This window comes from Geomonas diazotrophica, assembly GCF_019063885.1.
Classification (GTDB): domain Bacteria; phylum Desulfobacterota; class Desulfuromonadia; order Geobacterales; family Geobacteraceae; genus Geomonas; species Geomonas diazotrophica.
Genome location: NZ_CP077684.1, coordinates 1,936,297 through 1,957,286 on the forward strand (window position 1 = coordinate 1,936,297; position 20,990 = coordinate 1,957,286).

A 20,990-nucleotide genomic window follows, 5' to 3' on the forward strand; every position below is an offset into this window, starting at 1 on the left:
AGGGGCGTTTTCCCTCTCATCAAGCCCGGGGCTGCCGGCCGGTCACCGCAAGGACTCTATGAGCGACGCCATGGCCTTGGCATCGAAAGGCTTGGGCAGGGCTTTCGTGAAACCATAGTCGCGGTAGTTCGCCATCACGGGATCGTCGGAGTAGCCGCTCATCACGACGAGGCGTGCCTTGGGGTCAAGAGAGAGGATCTGTCGCGCTACCTCCATCCCACCCATCCCTCCGGGAATGGTGAGATCCGCCAGCACCGCGCTGAAACCATCACCCGCCTGCATCGCCTCCCGGTACAGCGCCACCGCGTCGCCTCCGTCCGCGCAGGTAACCACCCGGTGCCCCATATGCCTGAGCACCCCCTCGGCCAGTTGCCGTATCGCCTCTTCATCATCCATCACCAACAGCGAGAGTCCTGCGTTGGAACCCTGCTGGACCTCCCGCGCCGTGCGCGTCTCGCAGCTTTTGCCAAGTGATGGAAGATAAACGGTGAAGGTAGTGCCTTCGCCTACGCGGGAATCGACACTGACATTTCCGCCGTGCCTTTTCACGATGGAGTATACCGAAGCGAGTCCCAGCCCCTTTCCATGCGGCTTGGTTGTGAAGTAAGGGTCAAAGATTTTCTTCAGGTCCTGCTCGGGAATGCCGGTTCCCTCGTCCGAGAACGATACGCTGACGTACGGCCCGGGGGGGAGCTTTTGCCAGTTGTTTGCCTCGAGGACGTGGTCGCGGGCGGTTATGACGAGCATCCCACCTCCTGGCATCGCTTCCATTGCGTTCCTGATGATATTGTTGAAAGCCTGGCACAGCTGTCCCGCATCGGCTTCGACCGCGTTAAGCGATGCTGGGACATCGACGATCCCCTTTACATTGGAGCCGCTAAGGGTGAGCGATACCGCTTCCTCGACCAACAGGGAGACCGATGTCTCCTCCATGACCGGAGCTCCCCCGCGTGCGAAGGTCAGCAGTTGTTTGGCCAGGTCTCCCGCACGCAACGACGCCTTCTCCGCCGCCTCAAGCAGCGGCTGGGAGCGGTGGTCGGGGTCCAGGTGCATCCTTGCGAAGGATAGATTCCCCATGATGCCCGTCAGGATGTTGTTGAAGTCGTGAGCGATGCCGCCTGCAAGCGTCCCCAGGGACTCCAGCTTTTCCATCTTGAGCCTCTCGTCCTCCATCATCTTGAGCGCCTGCTCCGCCTCTCGGCTGCGGTCCCACTCGCGGTTGAACACGTGTGTGAGCGCTGTGGTTATGATCATAAAGATGAGAACGAAAAAGATGCCGCTGTACAACTCGGTGTACCAGTTGGCGAGATAGTCGGCGGTGGACAGCGCGACAAATACGTAGAGCGGCTGCGTCAGCGCGATCTTTCTGTAGGAGAAAACTCGCTCCATCGGGTCTACGCTGCTTCGCGCGTGGTAGGTCCCCGTGCTCTGCCCAGCGGCGAGCAGTTCCCTGAACTGGGGAAAGACGGTTCCAACCTCCGTCCCTCCAGGCGGTGCCTTCAGTTTCGGATACCTTGCCACGATACTGAGGTCCGATGCCACCAGCGCCAGAAAGCCGTTCTTGCCGACATTCAAAGTCGAGAAACTGTGGGAGAGGTAGTCGAGGCCGACCCCTGCGTAGACAAGGCCGGCGAATGAGCCGTCAGGGCGGTTTACCCTTCTGGCGAGGATGATCATCCACTTACCGGAGATGCCACCGACCAGCGGCTTGGAGATGACAAGTCCGGCTCCTGGGGTTCGGCGCAGGTGGACGAAATAGTCGCGGTGAGCGAGACTTTTGGTTGTTGCCGGGGTGACCTCCGGGCCGTATATCGCGAGACCGGCCGGATCGGTGGCCCTGAGCGCCAAGAGTTCCGGAAGCCGGGTGTGCTGCCGTACGATGAAACGACTGAGTGACGCATGGTCCACGTGCCCACCGGCAAGCTGCCGCTCGTACTCGTCGCACACGCCCTGCAGGGCGACATCGATCTTGAAGAAGACCCCGGAGATGTTTTCGTCCAGCACCCTGGCGAGGTTCTGTGTGTTGACTTTCGCTCTCTCGTTGTATACATCCCTGCTCTGCAGCAATGACAGTGACACCATGGCCACAACGACTATGTTCAGGACCAAAACTCCTGCAAACAGGTGCCTTTTAAGAGCGTTGACTGATCTAACGATTGCAGTCTCAGACTCTGTTTTTCCCTTTGCCATTAACATAGACGCAGCAGCGAGCTCCTCTCCCAAAAAAAATTGAATGTCTCTGAGATTTTGCTTGAATTTGCCGGTATGGCAATAGCAGGGACTAAATTTTAGTGATAATTCTTGGATATACATACAGTACGCGACTTCGAGTTCCAAGCTCCGATGCAGGCGATTGCATCCGGTGCGGGCGCCTCATGACATGCTGAGGGGGGCTGGAAGTATCGCAGGGAAGGTACGACGACTCATCTGGCGCTAGTCCTCAGAATCGAAATTTCCCATCTTGACCCATTCTCATTGACCCGGAGACGTAAATAGGGGTATAAGGTAATTTCTCCCCAACCTGCTAAGAGGCCAGCATGACAACAGGAAGAGATAAATCCCCGTATTTTGAGCCGCCAGTGCAAATCACCCGCACCAGCGGCTTTTTTAATGGGTTTACTTTCAGATTATTCCATACGTAGCGCAATGGGGCAGGCGTGCGCGGTGGCACCCCCTCATGGGTCATTACTTTACAACATTGCAAGCCTGACCCCAGTTGTCCCAGCTGTCCCCAACGGAGATCCATATCATGAAAAAAATATCCATCATCTGTCTTATCTTGGCTTCCCTGCTTGCGGCCTGCACTCCGTACATGTACGGCGTCCCCCAGGAAAACTGGGACCGGATGAGCGAAGCGGAGCGGATAGAGGCGATACGGGTGTACGAGCAGGAGCAGCGGGTACGCCGCCAGGCTGCAGAGGAGCAGGCCCGCCGCCAGGCGCTGGAACGGGAGCGAGAACGGGCACGTCTTGCCGCGCTGGAGCAGGAACGGCAGGAACGCATCGAGGCGATACACAGGGGTGAGGGCGCCTTCGGCGAACTGATTCGGGTTCGCTTGCAGGGGGGGGAGATCAAGATCGGCGACCGGCATCACCACTATGAACCCTTGACGTTCACCATCGCCGACGGTGAAACCCGCAGGATCGGGGTGGCTGACCGAAAGGGGAGAGAGGTGGAACTCACCGTAACCTATGCCGGCGGCGCCCTTACCTTTGAAGGGCTCCGTTTTCCCTATGACCGGCGCTGGGGAAAGGGTGAACTCTATACTGATACCGGCACCTCCGGACCGCTGGCGTTACGTGGGGTGGATGTCTTCATCAAGGTTCACGACCGTTCTTCCAGGTTTGAGCGGGAGGTGCCACGACTGGTCATCATTCGGGAGGAACCGCCGGTGGTAATAAGGGAAAGGGAACGCTCCACGCCTCCGCCAACGATCATCGTCGAGAAGGAGCGGCCAAAGCCTCCACCGGTAACTCCCGTTCCCCCTCCGCCGGTGCGTCAGCCAGCCACCCAATCGACGGCGCATCCTCCGCGCAGCGTGGCAGTCGCCCTCCTCTCGGGGGAGTTGAAGGTACAGGGCAAGAAACAGCAGGTGGAGCCATCCACGCTGCGCATTGCCGAGGGAGAGAGCCGGGAATTGACGGTAAAATCCGGGAATGAAACCCGCACGGTCTCGCTCCGCTACCTAAACGGTGAACTCTTCATAGACGGGACCCCTGGAAAGGGGCGCAACGATATCCGCCTTCGTTTTGAGAAGGATTGGAAGACGGGGAAGGTATACCGGTTCGACCTGAAGGGAAAGGTGTTCCTGGAGAAAGTGGAAATGAAGGTGACGGCGGGCGAATAAGAGGAGAATGAAGTAGAGTCTGGGGGGAAGAATCTGGGGTCAGGCTTGTAAAGTTGCAATCTCTGACCCTCTGACGGTTAACTTTGCAACATTGCAAGCCTGACCCCGGTTTATCTGACCCCGGGTTATCGCAGCGAAATAATGCGACATCAAGTCAAGCTGCTGCCTGCTTGAAAGGTCTTTCGCCATTCGGTGGGGGTGACGTCGAACCTGGCCTTGAAATGCTGACGCAGCGAGGCGGCGGACTGGAAACCGACAAGCTCAGCTATGGTCTCTATTGAGTGGCTCGTGGTCTCCAGCAGTTCCTGGCTTCGCTGCAGGCGCTCGCTCATGAGCCAGCCACCGACCGACATGCCGGTGGCTTTCTGGAAGTGCCGCGTGAAGGTACGACGGCTCATCAGGCTGTAATCCGCCAGATCGTTCAGGTTGTGCACCTTGCCCAGGTTGTTCCTCAGATACTCGAGCAGTTTGTTGACGTTGGCATCCCGGGTGGAAAGGGGAACTGGCTGCTCTATGAATTGCGCCTGCCCCCCTTCGCGGTGCGGCGGGATGACCATGCGCCTGGCGACTTTGTTGGCGATTGACCGGCCATGCTCCCTGTGCACCAGGTAGAGGCAACAGTCGAGCCCTGCCGCGGTGCCTGCAGAGGTCACCAACCTGTCGTCTTCGACGTAGAGGGCGTTGGTGTCCAACCGCACACTCGGGAACCGGTTGATGAAATCCTGCTCGAACTCCCAATGTGTTCCCGCCCGGCGGTCATCCAGCAGGCCGGCGTAGGCGAGGACGTAGGTACCCAGACAGAGGCCTACCACAAGGGCGCCCCTCTGGTGCGCCGCAACCAGGGCGTCGAGCAATTCCTGGTGGGGTCTTTCAGCGGGGTCACGCCAGTAGGGGACGATGACGATGTCCGCCTGTTCCAGGACGTCCAGTCCGAAGGATGTCTCGATACTGAAGCCCTGCCGGGAGCGTAGCGGGCCCGGTTCTCCTGCGCAGATCTTCAGGTCGAAGAGCTTTTGACCTGGCAAAATGTCGCCAAAGATGATGCACGGCACCGAGAAGTGAAAGGGGCTGAAGTGGTTGATGGCGACGACTGCAACAGACGGAACCGACATGGGTACCTCTTACTCCTTCAGAACTGACCTTGCCCGGCCCGGCTCACAACACGCAGGACTCGCCGTCCTCCGGGACCAGCACTCGCTGTATCATGCCATTTTCCTTCAGGAAGTCACGCAATTCTTTTCGTGACAGCACCGCGTGGTTCATGGCCTCCATGTGGCTCGCTATGATGGTGGCGCCGGGCGCCGCTTTCCACACGTCATGAACGTCCCGCTTCCCCATAATGATGGATCCGATCCCGATAATCTGGGCATCCCCGCAGTTCAGGACAATAACGCCCGGCGTGTACTCCCGCAGTGCGTCAGCAACATTCCGGTTCCAGACCGTGTCGCCGGCGAGATAGAGGGCTTTCTCGTCAGGATGCTGTAAGACCACCCCACATACCTCTCCCAAACGATCTCCCAGTTTCGCCATGGCGTCGTCGCTACCATGCTGACCGGACGTCTTGATGAGCGTGATACCGGCGAATCGGGTTTGCCCCGTGAGGACGGTGACGTCGCTGAATCCCGCCTCCCGGAGTGTGACGGCATCATTTTCGTTTTGCGCGAAGATAGGCATCCCCTTCGGAATTCGGTTTTTCGCCGCTTCGTCCCAATGGTCGAGGTGGGTGTGGGTAACGATGACGGCGTCCACATCGAGCAGCGTCTCGACGGGAACCGGCAGGTCCACTAGCGGATTCCTCAGATGCGCGTTGACCGTCCCCGCAAAAGCCGGGTATGCCCCTTTCTCCGCCAGAACCGGGTCGATCAGAAAGCACTTACCGCCGTATTCGATCCTCGCCGTCGCGTTGCGAACTTGCATGAACTTCATCACTTGCCTCCTTGTTTCGGTATGGGGACATTATCGCCTATCGTGCCTTTCCCCGCGAGTGGCCCGAGGGTCAGATATCGACTGGTTTGGGACACTTCGTTCAGTGAATGTATCTGCCGTAATTGATCCGGTAAAGGCGAATCTATCTGATCAACCAAATCCGTTCAGATTCGATGAATTTCGTTCAGATTCGACGAATCCCATTCAGATTCGACGAATTCCGTTCAGATTCGACGAATTCCGTTCAGATTCGATGAATTCCGTTCAGAATCGACGAATTCCGTTCAGATTCGACGAATTCCGTTCAGATTCGATGAATTCCGTTCAGAATCGACGAATTCCGTTCAGATTCGACGAATCCCATTCAGATTCGACGAATCCCATTCAGATTCGACGAATTCCGTTCAGATTCGACGAATTCCGTTCAGATTCGACGAATTCCGTTCAGATTCGACGAATTCCATTCAGATTCGACGAATTCATTCAGATTCGACGAATCCGGTTCGATGCATACAAAGCGGGGGGGGGCGCTAGCTGGCGATCTAGAGCCGCCGCTGTCATTCGGTCCTGCTTCTTGGGACTCATGGTTTGTTCTTGAAGGGAATGAGAATGGAGATGACTTTGGAAGGGGAGCCCCCCCTGGCGGCGAACCAGGGGGGGAGCGGCGAGTCAGACGGATGTCAATATCACCATGTTCGACCACGGGCCCAAGGAATTGCCTCGCTTGGCCCTAAGCTTCAGGTAGTTGGTTCTGGTCCTGTTTAACCCGGTGAGGTAGATACCATGGCAATTGGTCGACCAGGTCAGAAAATTCCAGTTGCTCTCGATGCTGGGTTCACTTTCGCAGAACCATACTTCGTACCCTTTTGCACCTGCAAGCCTGGTAACCGAACAGTAAGGCAGTCCTTGTTTGTCGAAGTGAATCTTGAAGTCCTCTGCAGCTACCAACGGAGCGGCCGCTGCGTTAGTTGCCGGTTTCGGGGCGACGTTGAACTTGTTCATCACCGTGGGGTCTATGGGGCTCACTGCTTTACTGAACCCGTTGATGACGGTAATGGCCTTGTTCAGTTCGACACGTGCCTCTTCACACTCCTTAACCTGTTCAGGGATGCCTTTCAAATATCCCGTGAGACTCGACTCGAACCGGTTGTGCAGGGCGGCATACCGTTCCGGTGTCGGGAATAGAGAGATAAGGTAGGAGTATAGTTCCGGCGTCAGCACCTGACGAACCTCTTCTGATTTCGCGACCATCTCGGCGTGTGGAAGGTTGTTATGAGGCATTGGCGTCCTCCTTCTCAGGAATTTGATTGGTTAGCATGAACTAATGTTGCCATTGTTTTTGTAGTGCGCAAGAAAAAAAAGATAGATGCGGCACGTCCGCGACCGTTTCTTGACAACGCCTCTCCGATCAGGACACTTTAAATGTTTTTAACCTCTTGATTGGAGGCATCATGGACAACCTCCACGTCGCCCGAGCCATCATGTGAGGACAGCTGTGGCGCCGGCCATGACTTCCCTGCGTGCCGCGGCCTTCCGGGGGGAACCTGCGCCGGAACTTCCTCCTGCCGGGAAAGAGCCGTAGTCGGCAATGATGTGAAAATTTTAACTTTATGCTATGCTGGACTGAATGGAGTCCCAATACTACGACCAAAGGAGCGCAGCGATGAAAAAGACAATTCTGCTTTTCGCGTTGGTGTTGTTTGCTTCCGCCTCCGGGTGTGCGTCCCGTGAAGGGAGTGCGGTCGGTGGTGCCCTGGGTGGCGCGGCGGTAGGCGTTGGCGCCTATGAATACAGCGCTCACCGGCAGATGCAACAGGTTGAGAACGACTACAAGGCAGGCAGGATCAACAAGAAAGAGTACGAGATACGCAAAAGCCAGATCGAGAAAGGCTCTCTGTTCCAAAAGTAGTGATCTGACCACAGTACGTTCGGATAAAGCCGCCCCCAAAAGGCGGCTTTATGTTTGTTTAGGTCAAAATCTGCGTTGCGGTATACAAACAATTATGGCATCCGATGCGGAAAAGTAGTAAAGTTGCTGGTCTTGTAACTCGACCTGCTTCGGGGGGCGCCATGCGACCGTTCAAGACGGAAATAGTGCTGCAGACGACCTGGGGGAGGGTATGGGAACTCCTTGCCGACTTTTCCCTGTACCCCCAGTGGCACCCGCTCTTCCCGAAGGTCACAGGCTCCGGAGCGGCAGGGGATCGGCACCAGCTCCTGGTTCACCTGCCGGGGATCGACCCCTTCCCCGTTCAGGTGACCCTGGCGGCCAAGGCCGAAGGGGCGCTCTCTTGGCAGAGTACCTTCCTGGGACGCCCCTTTCTTGCCTGGACCTTTTCCTGCCGTCTTGAGCAGGTCTCCCCCGGAAGCCTTAAGGTCCTGCAGCATTCCGAGTTTCACGGCGTGCTGGCCCCTTTGTTCCGTTTTGCCTTCAGCAGATCGATGGAGGAGGGGATGGCGCAGCTGAACCTGGCGCTGCGCCGCTGGGGGGAAAAGGGCAACGTGCGCTGCCTCAGGTGCTGAGCCCCGGAATTGGGTCGAACACTGAAATGTCAGAGGAGGGATCGATGAAGGAGTGCTGCAACACGGACCAGCATGCGTCCGTTCTCAACCTGCCGCCGGTTCAGGGACGCTGGCCCGGCTCCTGCTTTGTCTGTTCGGAGGGACACCCCCACGGGCTGGGCCTGCGCTTCCACCACACCGCTGACGGGGTCGCCTGTCTCTGCACGGTCCCCGCCAGCTACTGCGGTTTCGACGGCATGGTGCATGGAGGGATCATCTCCGCGCTCATGGACGAGGCCGCCGCCTACGCGCTGTTCGCCCGCCACGGCAGGCTGGGCGTTACCCGCGAGATCAACGTCCGCTTTCTCAAACCGGTCGCCACCGGCACCGAGATCCGGGTGGTCGGCCAGGTGCTGACGTTCGATCCCCCGGAGGCGGAGGTCACCATGGCCATCTACGACGCGGGCGGTCAGCGCCTCGCCGAAGGCCGCACCTTCTGGTCCTTTCCGCGCCTGTCACGCATTGCGGCACTGGCCGGCGTCGAAGAGGACGTGCTGCAGCATTTCCTGGACGACTGCCAAAAAGTTTAACCATCGCTTCAACGAGGAGGCTTTAGATGAGTGATTTGCTGATTCCCCGCACCCCTTCCGCTTACGATTACCCGCTGCTGATCAAGAACATGCTGCTCTACCCGGTGATCGACAACCCGGAGCAGGAGATCGTCTACCGCGACCTCTACCGCGGCAGCTATCGGCAGCTCAGGGAGAGGGTTGCGCGCGCCGCCAGCATGCTGACCGGGCTCGGGGTGCGTCCCGGGCAGACCGTCGCGGTTATGGACTGGGACAGCCACCGCTACCTGGAGCTCTTCTTCGCCGTGCCCATGATCGGCGCCGTGCTGCACACCATCAACGTCCGCCTCTCCCCGGAACAGATCCTTTACACCATAGACCATGCCGAGGACGACGTGCTACTGGTGAACGCCGAGTTCCTTCCCATACTTGAGCAGATCCGCGGCAGGATCGACAACGTCCGCACCTACGTCCTCATCTCGGACGACAAGCACAACCATGACGGCACAGTCCCCTTCGCCGGCGAGTACGAGGAGCTGCTGGCGAAGGCGTCCCCCGTCTTCGATTTCCCGGAGCTCGACGAGAACACCCGCGCCACCACCTTCTACACCACCGGGACCACCGGCATGCCGAAGGGGGTCTACTTCAGCCATCGCCAACTTGTGCTGCACACCATGGGGCTCATCGCCACACTCGGTTCGGCCACCGCGCACGGCTGCCTGCACCGCGACGACGTCTACATGCCCATCACCCCGATGTTCCACGTCCACGCCTGGGGGCTCCCTTACGTCGCCACCATGCTGGGGCTGAAGCAGGTCTACCCTGGTCGCTATCTTCCCGAGACCCTGCTGGAGTTGAAGGAGAGGGAAGGGGCCACCTTCTCCCACTGCGTGCCGACCATCCTGCACATGATGCTGAAGCACCCCCACGCCGAGCGCATGGATCTTCGCGGCTGGAAGCTGATCATCGGCGGCGCCGCCCTGTCGCGCAACCTCTGCGTAGAGGCGCTCAGGATGGGTCTCGACGTCTTCACCGGCTACGGCATGTCGGAGACCTGCCCCATCCTCACCATTTCGCAGCTCACCCCGGCCATGCTGGATCTCCCCCCGGGCGATCAGGCGGAGATCCGCTGCAAAACCGGCCTCACCCTGCCGCTGGTGGACCTGCGCGTGGTCGACGCCGATTTGAAGGAGCTGCCGCGCGACGGCGTCAGCGCCGGCAACGTCGTGGTGCGCTCCCCCTGGCTCACCCAGGGGTACCTTAAGGACCACAAGGCGTCCGAACGGCTCTGGGAAGGGGGGTATCTGCATACCGGCGACGTGGCGGTGCGCGACGAATTGGGCTACCTGCGCATCACCGATCGGAGCAAGGACGTCATCAAGGTGGCGGGGGAGTGGGTTTCCTCGCTGGAGCTCGAGGACATCATCACTCACCACCCGGCGGTGGCCGAGGTGGCCGTGATCGGCAAGGCCGACGAGAAGTGGGGCGAGCGTCCCATGGCCCTGGTGGTTCCGAAGCCGTCGGTGAAGATCACCGAGAAGGACATCTCCCACCACGTCAGGCAATACGCCGACAAGGGGGTGGTCAGCAAGCAGGTAGTGCTGGTGAAGGTGAAGTTCGTCGACGCCATCGACAAGACCAGCGTCGGCAAGATCAACAAGGTGGCGCTCAGGGAGAAGCACCTTTCCTAGACCATTCCGATCACGATGACCGGGGCCGCCCGCTATGGGGCAGGCCCCGGTCGCTTTCTCTCAACTATTCTGCTCCGCTCTCCTTGCCTGCAAACCGCCCTGTATGGTATGGTTTTCGACCATCAGCGTTCCGCTTCAAATAATACCGCCGCATATGACAAGGGTGACCATGCCGCCAGCAAAGAAGAAAGTGTTCGAGATGAACCCCCTGGAGATCGAGATTGCCATCGCGTCGCTGCACTCGACCGGCGACTACCAGGTGCTGCGCCGTTTGAACCTGGCGCGGGATGCGAGGCTCGGGCGCAAGGGGCCCGAGCACGCCAAGCTGGCGCTTTGCCTCGACACCGAGACCACCGGGCTCAACCACAGGCAGGACAAGGTCATCGAACTCGGCATCGTCGCCTTCGAGTTCGATCCTGACACCGGCGAGATCTACCGGATCACCGACCGCTATTCCGGCTTCGAGGATCCCGGCTTCGCCATCCCCCCCGAGGTGCGGGAGATCACCGGCATCTCCGACGACATGGTAGCCGGCCAGGCCTTCGACGACGCCTTCATCAACGCTCTTGCCGACAGGTGCGACCTCGTGATCGCCCACAACGCGGCCTTCGACCGCAAGTTCGTGGAAAGCCGCTTCCCCGCCTTCATGAACCTTCCCTGGGCCTGCACCGTCTGTCAGATCGACTGGAGCGCGGAGCGCCTCTCCTCGCGCACCCTGGAATTCCTCCTCTTCAAGACGGGCTCCCTCACCATCAACGCCCACCGCGCCCTGGACGACGCCGAGGGGGTATTGGGGCTCTTGCTGGAGTGCCTGCCGGTGAGCGGCGCCCCGATCTTCCCGGAACTCTTGAAGCGGGCCCACGAGGTCACCTCGCGCATCTTCGCGGTTTCTGCCCCCTTCGAGAAGAAGGACGTCCTGAAGGAACGGGGGTACCGCTGGAACGACGGCTCTCAGGGGGGGAGCAAGGCCTGGTGGCGCGACGTGCCGGCCCATGAGGAGCCCGAAGAGCTGGCCTACCTGGCGCGCGAGATCTACCCGCGCGGCAACACGAGCTCCGTCCAGATCATGCGCTGCGACGCCTACGCGCGCTTCTCGGTGCGGGAGTAGGTATAACCTAAAGGCTTTAACGCAAAGACGCGGAGCCGCAAAGACGCTAAGAACACCTTTTAGGGGGGAACAAAACCCACAGAATCTGATTTCTTCGCGTCTTTGCGGCTTTGCGTTACAAAATGTTTTTTAGGTTTTGACGGTAGGTTCATTCTCTTTGCGCCTTGGCGCCTCTGCGCCTTTACGTTGAAGCTTTTTGCTTTGAATCCTTTGCAGGGCCACAATAGATAAATTGAATCGATACCGGAGGTGGCATGAGCATCGACAGGGCTGAGATACTGATCGTCGGGGCGGGCATCATCGGACTTACCATCGCACGGGAACTGGTCCAAACCGGGCACGGCGACATCGTCATCATCGAGAAGGAATCGGAGCTCGGGGTGCACGCCTCCGGCCGCAACTCCGGGGTGCTGCACGCCGGGATCTACTATTCACCCGACAGCCTGAAGGCGAAGTCCTGCCTGAACGGCAACTTCCTGATGCGCGCCTACTGCAAGGAGAAGGGGCTGCCGCTGCTGGAAAACGGCAAGGTGATCGTGACGCGCACCCAGGCGGAACTCCCTGTGCTCGACGAACTGTACCGGCGCGCCACTGCGAACGGCGCCAAGGTGGATATGATCGACGAGCACCAGCTCGCCGCGATCGAGCCCAATGCCCGCACCGTGGATCGTGCGCTCTTCTCGCACTACACCGCGGTGGTCGACCCGAAGGCCGTGCTGAAGAGCCTGAAAAAGGACCTGGAAGCAAGCGGCAAGGTCACCTTCGTCATGGGGTGCCGCATGACCGGCCTCAAGGGGAGTGGGGTGGCGCTCACCAGCAGGGGGGAGATCCGCTTCAACAGGTTCGTTAACGCAGCGGGTGCGTACTGTAACAAGGTGGCGGGCTTCTTTGGAGTGGGGAGCAATTACCGCCTGATCCCATTCAAGGGGGTGTACCGGCTGCTCAAAAAGGACGCCCCTTACACGGTCAATTCCAGCATCTATCCCGTCCCCGACATCCGCAACCCGTTTCTCGGGGTGCATTTCACCCGCAGCGTGCACGGCGACGTCTACCTCGGCCCCACCGCCATCCCCGCCTTCGGGAGAGAGAACTACGGCATCCTTTCGGGCATCGACGCCGAGGCCTTCTCCATCGCCTTCCAGGACCTGGTGCTCTTTCTGACCAACAAGCCCTTCCGCAACGTGGCGCTCACCGAGCCTGCCAAGTACATCCCCTCGGTCTTCTTCAAGGACGCGGCCCGGCTGGTAAAGGAACTATCCAAAAAGGACGTGGTTGCCGCCTCCAAGGTGGGGATCCGCCCGCAGCTGGTGGACTGGGATACCAAGCAGCTGGTCATGGACTTCCTGGTGGTGGCGGAAGGATCGACGGTCCACGTGCTGAACCCCATCTCTCCCGCCTTCACCTCGTCCATGGACCTCGCCCAAGGGATCGTCGGGGAGCACTTTCGGTAGGCAAGGGCGAGGAAAAGAAACAAACAGAAAAGCAGTTACTCGAAGTACGAGATGCATCCGCGAAGAACGCATAAGGAAGGTGGTGGACAGGGGGTAAACCCGTCCATTCACCTTTTCTCCGTGCGCTTCGCGGCCGCTTGTCGTTTTCGGCGTAACTGCTTTTGTCTTTTCAGGCGGGTTGCGACTTGAGGCGCTTGTTGAGGGTCTGGCGCCCCATCCCGAGGATCTTGCCGGCCAGCCCCTGGTTCCCCTTGGCCATCTTCATCGCTTCGCTGATCATGTACTGCTCGACCTCGTCCAGGGTGGGGAAGTGACCGAAGATGCTGCAGAGCGGGCTTTCGTCGTCAGCCTTACCGGTCGCCTCGCCACCCACCTGCGGCGCGGGGCGCTCGTTGCCGATGACGGCCCGGAACGTCTCCATGGAAAGCACGCCCGAGGTGTGCCGCAGCACGGCGTCGGAGACCAGTGCCTCGAATTCCCGGACGTTCCCCGGGAAAGGGTACAGGGCGAGCATCACTGCCAGCTCCGGGGGAGGGGTGGGCTTCTTCTTCCCCATGCGCGCGGCCGCCTTCTCCAGGAAGTGGTCCAAAAGCAGCGGAATGTCGTCGCGTCTTTCGCGCAGGGGAGGGAGGTGCACCCGGTGCCCGCAGAGGCGGTAGTACAGGTCGTTACGGAACTTACCCTGCTTGATCATCTCCTGAAGGTCGCGGTTGGTGGCCATGACGATGCGGGCGTCGCTTTTCTTGACGAAGTCGGACCCTACCGGGTAGTACTCCTGTTCCTGCAAAAGCCTGAGCAGCTTGATCTGTGACATCTCGTTCAGGTCGCCGATCTCGTCGAGAAAGAGCGTCCCCCCGGCGGCACGGGTGATCAGGCCGTCGCGGGCCTGATCGGCGCCGGTGAAGGCCCCCTTGCGGTGGCCGAACAGGGTGTCGGAGAACATGTTGTCATCCAGACCGGCCACGTTGAGGGCCACGTAGTCGCCGGTGCAGCCGCTCAGATCGTGGATGGCACGGGCGATAAGTTCCTTGCCCGTGCCGGTCTCGCCGGTGATGGTGACCGGCTGCCTGGTCCCCGCGATCACCTCGAGGTACTGGAATACGGCCCGCATCGCCTTGTTGCCGGTGACGATACCGGCGAAGGCCTCCGGGTGGTCCAGGCGGTCGGTGAACATGTAGCTCTTCAGTGCGGAAAGTTCCACGGCAAGGCTGCGCATCTCCATCGCCTTCTTCACCGAGGTGAGCAGACGTTTCACGTCGATCGGCTTCACCATGTAGTCGAAGGCTCCCTCCTTGATGCAGCTCACCACCGTCTCCACCTCGTTGTTGGCGGTGGCGACGATCACCTTGATCTGCGGGTGCTGCTTCACGATCTGTGGCAGAAGTTCCAACCCGGTGATGTTTGGCATGCGCAGGTCGAGCACGATGACGTCCACTTCCTCCCGTTCCAAAAGCGGCAGGACCAGTCGGCTGTCGCTTTCGACCAGGACGTCGTGGTAGCCCGCGTTGTTGAGGCAGGCGCGGCACCCCTCAAGGATCAGCACCTCGTCGTCGACCAGCAATATCCGTTGCGAATGCTTGTTTGTCACTTGCACTGCTGAGACCTCCCGCTGACTGTGAGAAACTCCCTGCTCCGCCGTCACTAGGACTGCGGCCCGGGGAGGGTGAAGTAGAAGCACGCCCCGCCGTCGACCTTGCCCTCGGCCCAGACGCGACCGCCGTGGCGCTGTATGATGCGCTGGACCGTTGCGAGTCCCACACCGAAGCCGGCGAATTCACGTTGGGAATGGAGACGCTGGAACGGACTGAAGAGCTTGGCCGCCTGGGCCATGTCGAAACCCGCGCCGTTGTCGCGCACAAGGTACACCGTTTCCCCGGCCTGTTCCGTCCGGCGAAATTCTACCAGGGACCGCTCCCGCTTGCCGGAATACTTGCAGGCGTTGGAGAAGAGGTTCTCCAGCACCACCTTCAACAGGTTCGGGTCGCCGAAGCCGTTCAGGTCCGGCTCGATGGTGAAAGAGAGCTTGCGACCGGGGGCGGCGAGCTGCTGCGACGCAGCTATCAAGGTGGCCATCTCGGTGAGGTTCACCGGGGACTTGACCATCTCCGCGCGGGAGACCCGGGAGAACTCCAGGAGGGTCTTGATCAGCTGGTTCATGCTGATGGTCTCGTTGAAGATGGTGTCGATGAAATCCTTGCACCCCTGTTCCAGTGTCTCTCCGTAGAGCTCAAGGATCACCTGGCAGTAGCCGTTGATGTTGGTAAGAGGCGTGCGCAGGTCGTGGGAGACCGTGTAGCTGAACCCTTCCAGGTCGCGGTTGGCGATCTCGAGCTCCTCGGCCCGCGCGGTGAGGGTCCGGTTTAACTGCTCGATCTCACGCTCGTTTTGCACCCGTTCGGTGATGTCCTCCTGGACTGCGACGAAGTTGGCGATGGCTCCGGCTTCGTCCAGGACCGGCGTGATCGAGCTTGACTGGTAGAGCGGGAGGCCGTCTTTGCCCACCCCCTCCACTTCGCCGTGCCAGGCGCCGTCGGCCGACACGCGGCCCCAGGCCTCCTCTCCGCCAGGGAGCAGCGTGGCCAAGGGACTCCCCAGCACTTCGGACTCCGCCCTGCCGGTCAGTTCCGTGAATTTCGGGTTCACGTACTCCACTATCCCCTGGGGGTCGGTGATCACGATGGAGCTTGGGCTCTGCTGCACGGCGCGCGACAGTTTCCGTACGAAGGCCTGCTGGGCCTGCAGCTCCCGCTCCAGTGAGAGGGTGTTGAGGCAGGCGTCGATCGCGGCGAAAAGCTTGCCGCTGTCGATCGGCTTCAGGACGTAGCGCGCGATGCCGAGCTCGATCGATTCCAGCAGGTACTGCATGTCGCTGTGCGCGCTGGTGACGATGACCGGCAGGGACGGCTTCCGTTCCAAAAGCCGCCTCGCCATCTCTATGCCGCTCATCACGGGCATCTTGATGTCGGTGACCACAAGGTCGGGCGCGTAGGTGCCGTAGAGTTCCATCGCCTCCCCGCCGTTTCGGGCGGAGTGAAGGACCAGCCCGGGGAAGCGGCGCCCCAGCAGGGTGAGCACCGTCTGCCTGGTGATCTCGTCGTCCTCGACGTAGAGAAGGGTGAATCCGGTACCCGGGGGGGGAGTTGCTGCCATGGTCAGACCTCTATCCTGAATTCGGCGCCTTCGCCGATGTTGCATACGGTCAACGAGCCGTTCATGCTTTTTTCCACGATGTTCTTGGCCATGAACAGGCCGATCCCGGTCCCTTTCCCCTGTTCCTTGGTGGTGAAGTAGGGTTCGAAGATGCGGCCGATGATGTCGTCGGGAATCCCACCCGCGTTGTCCGCGATGGTGACCACGGCCCTATCCTCATGGCTGGAGAGGGTGACCTTCAGCCGGGGAGAGCGGACCTTCTTCTCGGAGAAGGCGTCCATGGCGTTGTTCATGATGTTCAAAAGGACCTGGGAAAACTCGTTGGGGTGCCCCACCACGGAGGGGACCTCGCCGGCGTCCAACTCGATGGTGATCCCCTTGTCGTTGAGACTGCCGTCGATCAGCGCAAGGGTGCGTCGCAGCACCTTTTCCAGGTGAAACTCGCTCTTTTCCTTGTCGGGGGTGAAGAAGTTCCTGAAGTCGTCGATGGTCTGCGACATGTGCCGGACCATCTGCATGATCTTGCCGGTGCTGGACTCGAGGTACTCCCTGCTGAAGTTGCCGTACTCGTAGGAGAGGGTGAGGTCCTGGACCAGGAGTCCGACCGCGTTCAGCGGCTGGCGCCACTGGTGCGCGATGTTGCCGATCATCTCTCCCATGGCCGCCTGGCGGCTTTGCTGCATGAGCACCTCGTCCTTCTTGCGCAGCTCTTCCAGCGCCTGCAGGCGCTCGGCGGTCTCCTGGGTGAGTGCCGCGGTCCGCTCCAGCACCCGTTTTTCCAGCTCGCGGTTCAGGTTGGAGAGGAGCGCCTGCGCCCCGAGGAGCTCCTGGTTCTTTTCCGCGGCCATCTCGTAGGTCGCCAGCAGCAGTTCCAGGGTGTGTGCGCAGTCGGCGTGGACCCGGTACTGACGGCCGCGGTATCCGACCGAGATCTCCCCCTCGACCTCGCCCTGGCGGCAAAGACGCACCCCTTCCAGCACCGCCCGGATGCGCGAGAGGAGGAGCTTCTGGCTGTAGGGCTTGGAGACGAAGTAGTCCGCCCCCACCTCGAGGCTGTGCAGCACGTCGGACGGGTCGTTCAGGTGGGTGAGCAGGATGATGGGCATCTGCGCACCATGCGGCAGCTGCCTGACCTGCCGGCAGAGCTCGAAGCCGTCCATCTCCGGCATCAGGATGTCGCTGATGACCAGGTCGGGGGGGACAGATGCGATGATTTGCAGGGCCTCGCTGCCGTTTCGGGCGCTGGAGACCCGGTATCCCTGTTCGGCCAGCATCTGCTCCAAAAGCTTCGCCTGGGTCGGACTGTCGTCGACGATCAATATGCGGTGCTGCCGGGCGGCAGCGCTGTTTTCGGTACCAATCACGTTTTTCCCCTCAACTTGAGACGGCGCTTGCGCCCTTGCTGGTCACCCTGTGCAACAGTTCGATGATCCCCCCCGGCGGCAGCACGTGCTGGGCCGCGTCGATCTCTATCGCCTCTCCGGGCATGCCGAAGACCATGGAACTTTCCCGATCCTGGGCCACCGTGATGCCGCCGCGCCCCCGGATCGCCTTCAGTTCCAGGGCCCCGTCCTTTCCCATGCCGGTGAGGAGCACTCCCATGGCCTGCCGGCCGTAACAGTGCGCCACCGAGCGAAAGAGCGCCGAGACCGAGGGGCGCACGCCGTGCTCCGGCGCGGCATCGGTCAGCAGGATCCTCCCGGACCGGGTGACCTCCATGTGAAAGTGGTCCGGCGCCACGTAGACCTGCCCGGGGATGAGCTGCGCCCCGTCGGTTCCGAGCTGCACCGGGAGTTTGGAGCTGCGGTTCAGCCAGTGCACGAAATTCTCCGTGAACCCCACGGCCATGTGCTGCACCACGAGGACCGCGGCGGGGAACCGTTCGGGGAGCTCGGCGAGGATCTGGCGCAGCAGGGGCGGCCCTCCGGTAGAGGCCCCGATCGCCACCACCTTGACCGGCTGCACCGGGGGGAGGGGGACCGGGCGCTCGGTACGGGGGATCGTCTTGCCGCTCGGGAAGATGCGGCGCACCACCTTGATCTCGGCCATCAGCTTCAGGTGGTGGATCAGGTAGTCCACCGAGGCCTGGTACCCCGGGCTCCCCACCGGATCCGGCTTGGAGAGGACCATGAGGGCGCCGGCCTCCATGACCCGGAACAGGGTGGCGGAATCCTTGGGATTCATCTTCCCGGTGACGATGACGATGGGGACCGGGCAACTGGACATGATGGCGCGGGTGGCGTCGAAGCCGTCCATGCCGGGAAGGTTGATGTCCATGGTGATCAGGTCGGGCTTGAGCGTCCTGGCTGCCTCGACCGCCTCCTCGCCGGTTTCGGCGGTGCCGATCACCTTGAACTCGGGGTCGGCCTCGAAGGCAGCCACCAGCGCGCGCTGCACCGTTTTTGAATCCTCTACCACCAACAGTCTGATCACGCCGGTCCCTCGTCAGCTAAGTTTTTGAATTACCTCGATGAGGTTTCCCTGGTCGAAGCTGCTCTTCACCAGGTAGGCGCTGGCGCCCGCGTCGATGCCGCGCTCGCGGTCGCTGCGCGATTCCAGTCCCGTCACGAGGATCACCGGCAACGTGGAGAGCCTGCCGTCTGCGCGGATCGCCTCGGTGAGCTGGAAGCCGTCCATGCGCGGCATCTCGATGTCGGAGATCACCACGTCGCAGGCCTGGCTCTTTAGCTGGGAGAGCGCATCCGCCCCGTCCACGGCGGTGCGCACCTCGTAGCCGGCCGATTCCAGGATGTTCTTTAAAAGCGTGCGCGAGGTGATCGAGTCCTCCGCCACCAGCACCGAGACCCGCCGGGCCTGGGGAGCGTGAGAGGGGGGGGAAACCGGCGGCGCCTCGACGGAGAGCGCCGAGCGGAACAGGTCCGCCACGTTCAGGACCGGGACAACCCGGCCGTTGCCGAGCACGGTCCCCCCGGACACGTTGCGGACACGCGAAAGCTGCCGTCCAAGCGGCTTGACCAGGATTTCCTGGACCCCAAGCACCTGGTCGACGGCGAAGGCGATCCTCTTCTCGCCGGCATGCAGCAGCACGAAGCAGAGGTTGTCCTCCGCGGCCTGCGCGCCGCGTTTGAGTTCGAGGATCCGCGCCAGCGCGACCAGCGCGACCACCTCTCCGTTCACGAGCACCGTGTCGCGGTTCTCCACCCGTTTAACCTCGGCAGGTGCCACCCGCGAGCTCAGTTCCACGTTGGTGGCCGGGATCACGCAGTCCCGGCCGGCGACCTGCACCAGGAGCCCCCTGATCCTCGCGAAGGAGAGGGGAAAGGCCAGCCGGAACACGGTCCCGGCGCCAGGGGTGCTGGAGACGGTGACGTGCCCCCCCAGGCGCTCGAGGGAGTGGCGCACGATGGCGAGGCCGAGCCCCCGTCCCGAGACGTTGCCGACGGAGCTGCTGGTGGAGAGCCCCGACTCGAAGATGAGCTGCAGCGCTTCGTGGTCCTGCATCCGCTCCAGGAGTTCCGCCGGGGCCGCTTCGAGTCGTTTTGCCGCGGCCTTGATCCGAGCCAGGTCGATGCCGCGGCCGTCGTCCTCCAGGATGAGTTCGGCGCGGTTGGCATCCTGCAGCCTGATCTCGAGGCCGATCGCCCCCCTGGCGGGTTTGCCCGCGGCCAGGCGTTGCTGCGGCTCCTCGATGCCGTGGTCGACGGTATTGCGCACCAGGTGCAGGAGCGGCTCCTTCAGTTCGGCGAGGATGCGGCGGTCGATCTCGAGCTCGCCCCCTAGGCAGCTGAACTCGGCCTCCTTCCCCAGTTCGCGGGAGAGGTCCCGCACCAGCTTGGCGAAGGGGTCGCACAGCGTGGAGCAGGGGAGGAGCTGCAGCTTCTTCATCTCCTCAAGGAGCGGGTCGAGCATGGCCTGCAGCGACCTCAGGTGCTTGTCCGCGCTCTTTTCCAGCAGGCGCAGACGCCCCTCCAGGTGCCGCTCCGTCTGGCAGCTCTGCTCCAGCATGGCGGCGAGTGCTGCTTCCCGGCCACTGGCCCCCTTGACGATCCTGCGGGCGGTCTCCAGGGCACGGCTACGTTCCCCCTGGCGCAGCGCCAGCTCGCCGGCCGCTGCGGCCAGCTCTTCATGGAGCGCCGAGGCGGAAAGTTTCGCGGAAACGAGCTCCTCGGACTGCAACAGGAGCTCTTCCAGAAGGCGCGCCGAAACCCGGACCGTCTCGTCCCCGTACGGGCGCGCCGCAGGGGGACGCGCCTCGGCCGCTTTCCTCTGCGGCGCCCGGTGCGGTGCGGAAGAGGTGGGGGGCGCGCCGTGATGCGCGGCAGCCTCACGTGCCGGGAGGGGGGCACGGGGCTCCACCCCCACTGGCGCCGGGTCCGGCGGGACCGCCGCGGCGACCGGAAGCTCGTGCGGCGCAGAAGATGCCGGGACCGCTGTTGCGGCGGGATGGTAGAAGGTGACCCGTTCGCCCAGTTCGTTGATGCTGACGTGCAGCGAGTCGAACTGTTCGAGCCCGAGGGGAAGGTCCCCCCTTTTCAAATCGGCGAGCACGTCTTCGAGCCGCTGACAGGCCAGGGCGACGTCCGGGAGGTTCACCGCGTGTGCCGCCCCCTTAAGGGTGTGCACGCGGCGGAAGATCGCCTCCAGCAGACGCACCCGTTCGGCAGCCTCCGGCTCGCGCTCCAAAGAGATGAGCAGGGTGGAGAGTTCCCCCAGGTGCTCCCGTGCCTCCAGTTCGAAGGTCTCAAGGAGTTCTTTGAGCAAGGCGTCGCTGTCAAGCATGCCGCA

General features: G+C 61.5%; 16 protein-coding genes. 7 read left to right on the top strand and 9 right to left on the bottom strand.

The annotated features are described in order from the left end of the window. Positions 1 to 42: 42 nt before the first annotated feature. A complete protein-coding gene (locus KP003_RS08475) occupies positions 43 to 2,109 on the bottom strand; it encodes a hybrid sensor histidine kinase/response regulator (protein WP_216791549.1) in 2,067 nt (688 codons plus the stop codon). Positions 2,110 to 2,749: 640 nt separating this feature from the next. Between KP003_RS08475 and KP003_RS08480 the strand changes: the two genes are divergently transcribed. After that, on the top strand, positions 2,750 to 3,847 hold the full coding sequence (locus KP003_RS08480) for a hypothetical protein (RefSeq protein WP_216791551.1): 1,098 nt from the start codon (positions 2,750 to 2,752) through the stop codon (positions 3,845 to 3,847). A 149-nt stretch (positions 3,848 to 3,996) separates the two neighbouring features. On the opposite strand, the gene KP003_RS08485 is transcribed toward KP003_RS08480, so the two are convergent. The 3 genes from KP003_RS08485 to KP003_RS08495 form a co-directional block, all read right to left on the bottom strand. Continuing rightward, positions 3,997 to 4,959 carry a GlxA family transcriptional regulator gene (locus tag KP003_RS08485; RefSeq protein ID WP_217300588.1) on the bottom strand — a complete coding sequence of 321 codons (963 nt, stop codon included), beginning with the start codon at positions 4,957 to 4,959 and terminating at the stop codon, positions 3,997 to 3,999. 43 nt (positions 4,960 to 5,002) lie between these two features. After that, positions 5,003 to 5,773, bottom strand: a complete 771-nt coding sequence (locus tag KP003_RS08490) for an MBL fold metallo-hydrolase (protein WP_217300589.1) — start codon at positions 5,771 to 5,773, stop codon at positions 5,003 to 5,005. A gap of 669 nt (positions 5,774 to 6,442) precedes the next feature. After that, entirely contained in the window at positions 6,443 to 7,054 is a 612-nt protein-coding gene (locus KP003_RS08495) for a hypothetical protein (RefSeq protein ID WP_216499347.1), read from the bottom strand. 382 nt (positions 7,055 to 7,436) lie between these two features. Here KP003_RS08495 and KP003_RS08500 point away from each other — a divergent pair, with 382 nt between their 5' ends. The 6 genes from KP003_RS08500 (at position 7,437) to lhgO (ending at position 13,094) form a co-directional block, all read left to right on the top strand. Next, positions 7,437 to 7,682 carry a hypothetical protein gene (locus KP003_RS08500; protein ID WP_216499346.1) on the top strand — a complete coding sequence of 82 codons (246 nt, stop codon included), beginning with the start codon at positions 7,437 to 7,439 and terminating at the stop codon, positions 7,680 to 7,682. A gap of 161 nt (positions 7,683 to 7,843) precedes the next feature. Beyond that, complete coding sequence (locus tag KP003_RS08505) at positions 7,844 to 8,296, top strand: SRPBCC domain-containing protein (protein ID WP_216499345.1); 453 nt, start codon at positions 7,844 to 7,846, stop codon at positions 8,294 to 8,296. A 44-nt stretch (positions 8,297 to 8,340) separates the two neighbouring features. After that, complete coding sequence (locus KP003_RS08510) at positions 8,341 to 8,865, top strand: PaaI family thioesterase (RefSeq protein ID WP_216499344.1); 525 nt, start codon at positions 8,341 to 8,343, stop codon at positions 8,863 to 8,865. A 26-nt stretch (positions 8,866 to 8,891) separates the two neighbouring features. Then, the gene (locus tag KP003_RS08515; RefSeq protein WP_216499343.1) at positions 8,892 to 10,535 is read left to right on the top strand and encodes a fatty acid--CoA ligase; all 1,644 of its coding nucleotides are present in this window, start codon (positions 8,892 to 8,894) and stop codon (positions 10,533 to 10,535) included. A gap of 169 nt (positions 10,536 to 10,704) precedes the next feature. Further along, complete coding sequence (locus KP003_RS08520; RefSeq protein ID WP_216499342.1) at positions 10,705 to 11,643, top strand: 3'-5' exonuclease; 939 nt, start codon at positions 10,705 to 10,707, stop codon at positions 11,641 to 11,643. 254 nt (positions 11,644 to 11,897) lie between these two features. Next, positions 11,898 to 13,094: an L-2-hydroxyglutarate oxidase gene (gene lhgO / locus KP003_RS08525; protein WP_217300590.1), complete on the top strand. Its 1,197-nt coding sequence runs from the start codon at positions 11,898 to 11,900 to the stop codon at positions 13,092 to 13,094. 169 nt (positions 13,095 to 13,263) lie between these two features. On the opposite strand, the gene KP003_RS08530 is transcribed toward lhgO, so the two are convergent. Genes KP003_RS08530 through KP003_RS08550 form a run of 5 tightly spaced genes read right to left on the bottom strand, consistent with a single transcriptional unit; the run spans position 13,264 to position 20,984 of the window. After that, a complete protein-coding gene (locus tag KP003_RS08530; RefSeq protein WP_217300591.1) occupies positions 13,264 to 14,688 on the bottom strand; it encodes a sigma-54-dependent transcriptional regulator in 1,425 nt (474 codons plus the stop codon). A 47-nt stretch (positions 14,689 to 14,735) separates the two neighbouring features. Next, positions 14,736 to 16,244: a sensor histidine kinase gene (locus KP003_RS08535; protein ID WP_217300592.1), complete on the bottom strand. Its 1,509-nt coding sequence runs from the start codon at positions 16,242 to 16,244 to the stop codon at positions 14,736 to 14,738. 2 nt (positions 16,245 to 16,246) lie between these two features. Continuing rightward, on the bottom strand, positions 16,247 to 17,608 hold the full coding sequence (locus tag KP003_RS08540; protein ID WP_239027638.1) for a hybrid sensor histidine kinase/response regulator: 1,362 nt from the start codon (positions 17,606 to 17,608) through the stop codon (positions 16,247 to 16,249). A gap of 10 nt (positions 17,609 to 17,618) precedes the next feature. Beyond that, positions 17,619 to 18,677 (bottom strand): chemotaxis-specific protein-glutamate methyltransferase CheB, encoded by a 1,059-nt coding sequence (cheB, locus tag KP003_RS08545; protein ID WP_216499338.1) that lies wholly within the window; start codon positions 18,675 to 18,677, stop codon positions 17,619 to 17,621. 12 nt (positions 18,678 to 18,689) lie between these two features. Further along, positions 18,690 to 20,984 carry a hybrid sensor histidine kinase/response regulator gene (locus KP003_RS08550; protein ID WP_216499337.1) on the bottom strand — a complete coding sequence of 765 codons (2,295 nt, stop codon included), beginning with the start codon at positions 20,982 to 20,984 and terminating at the stop codon, positions 18,690 to 18,692. Between the last annotated feature and the right edge of the window lie 6 nt (positions 20,985 to 20,990).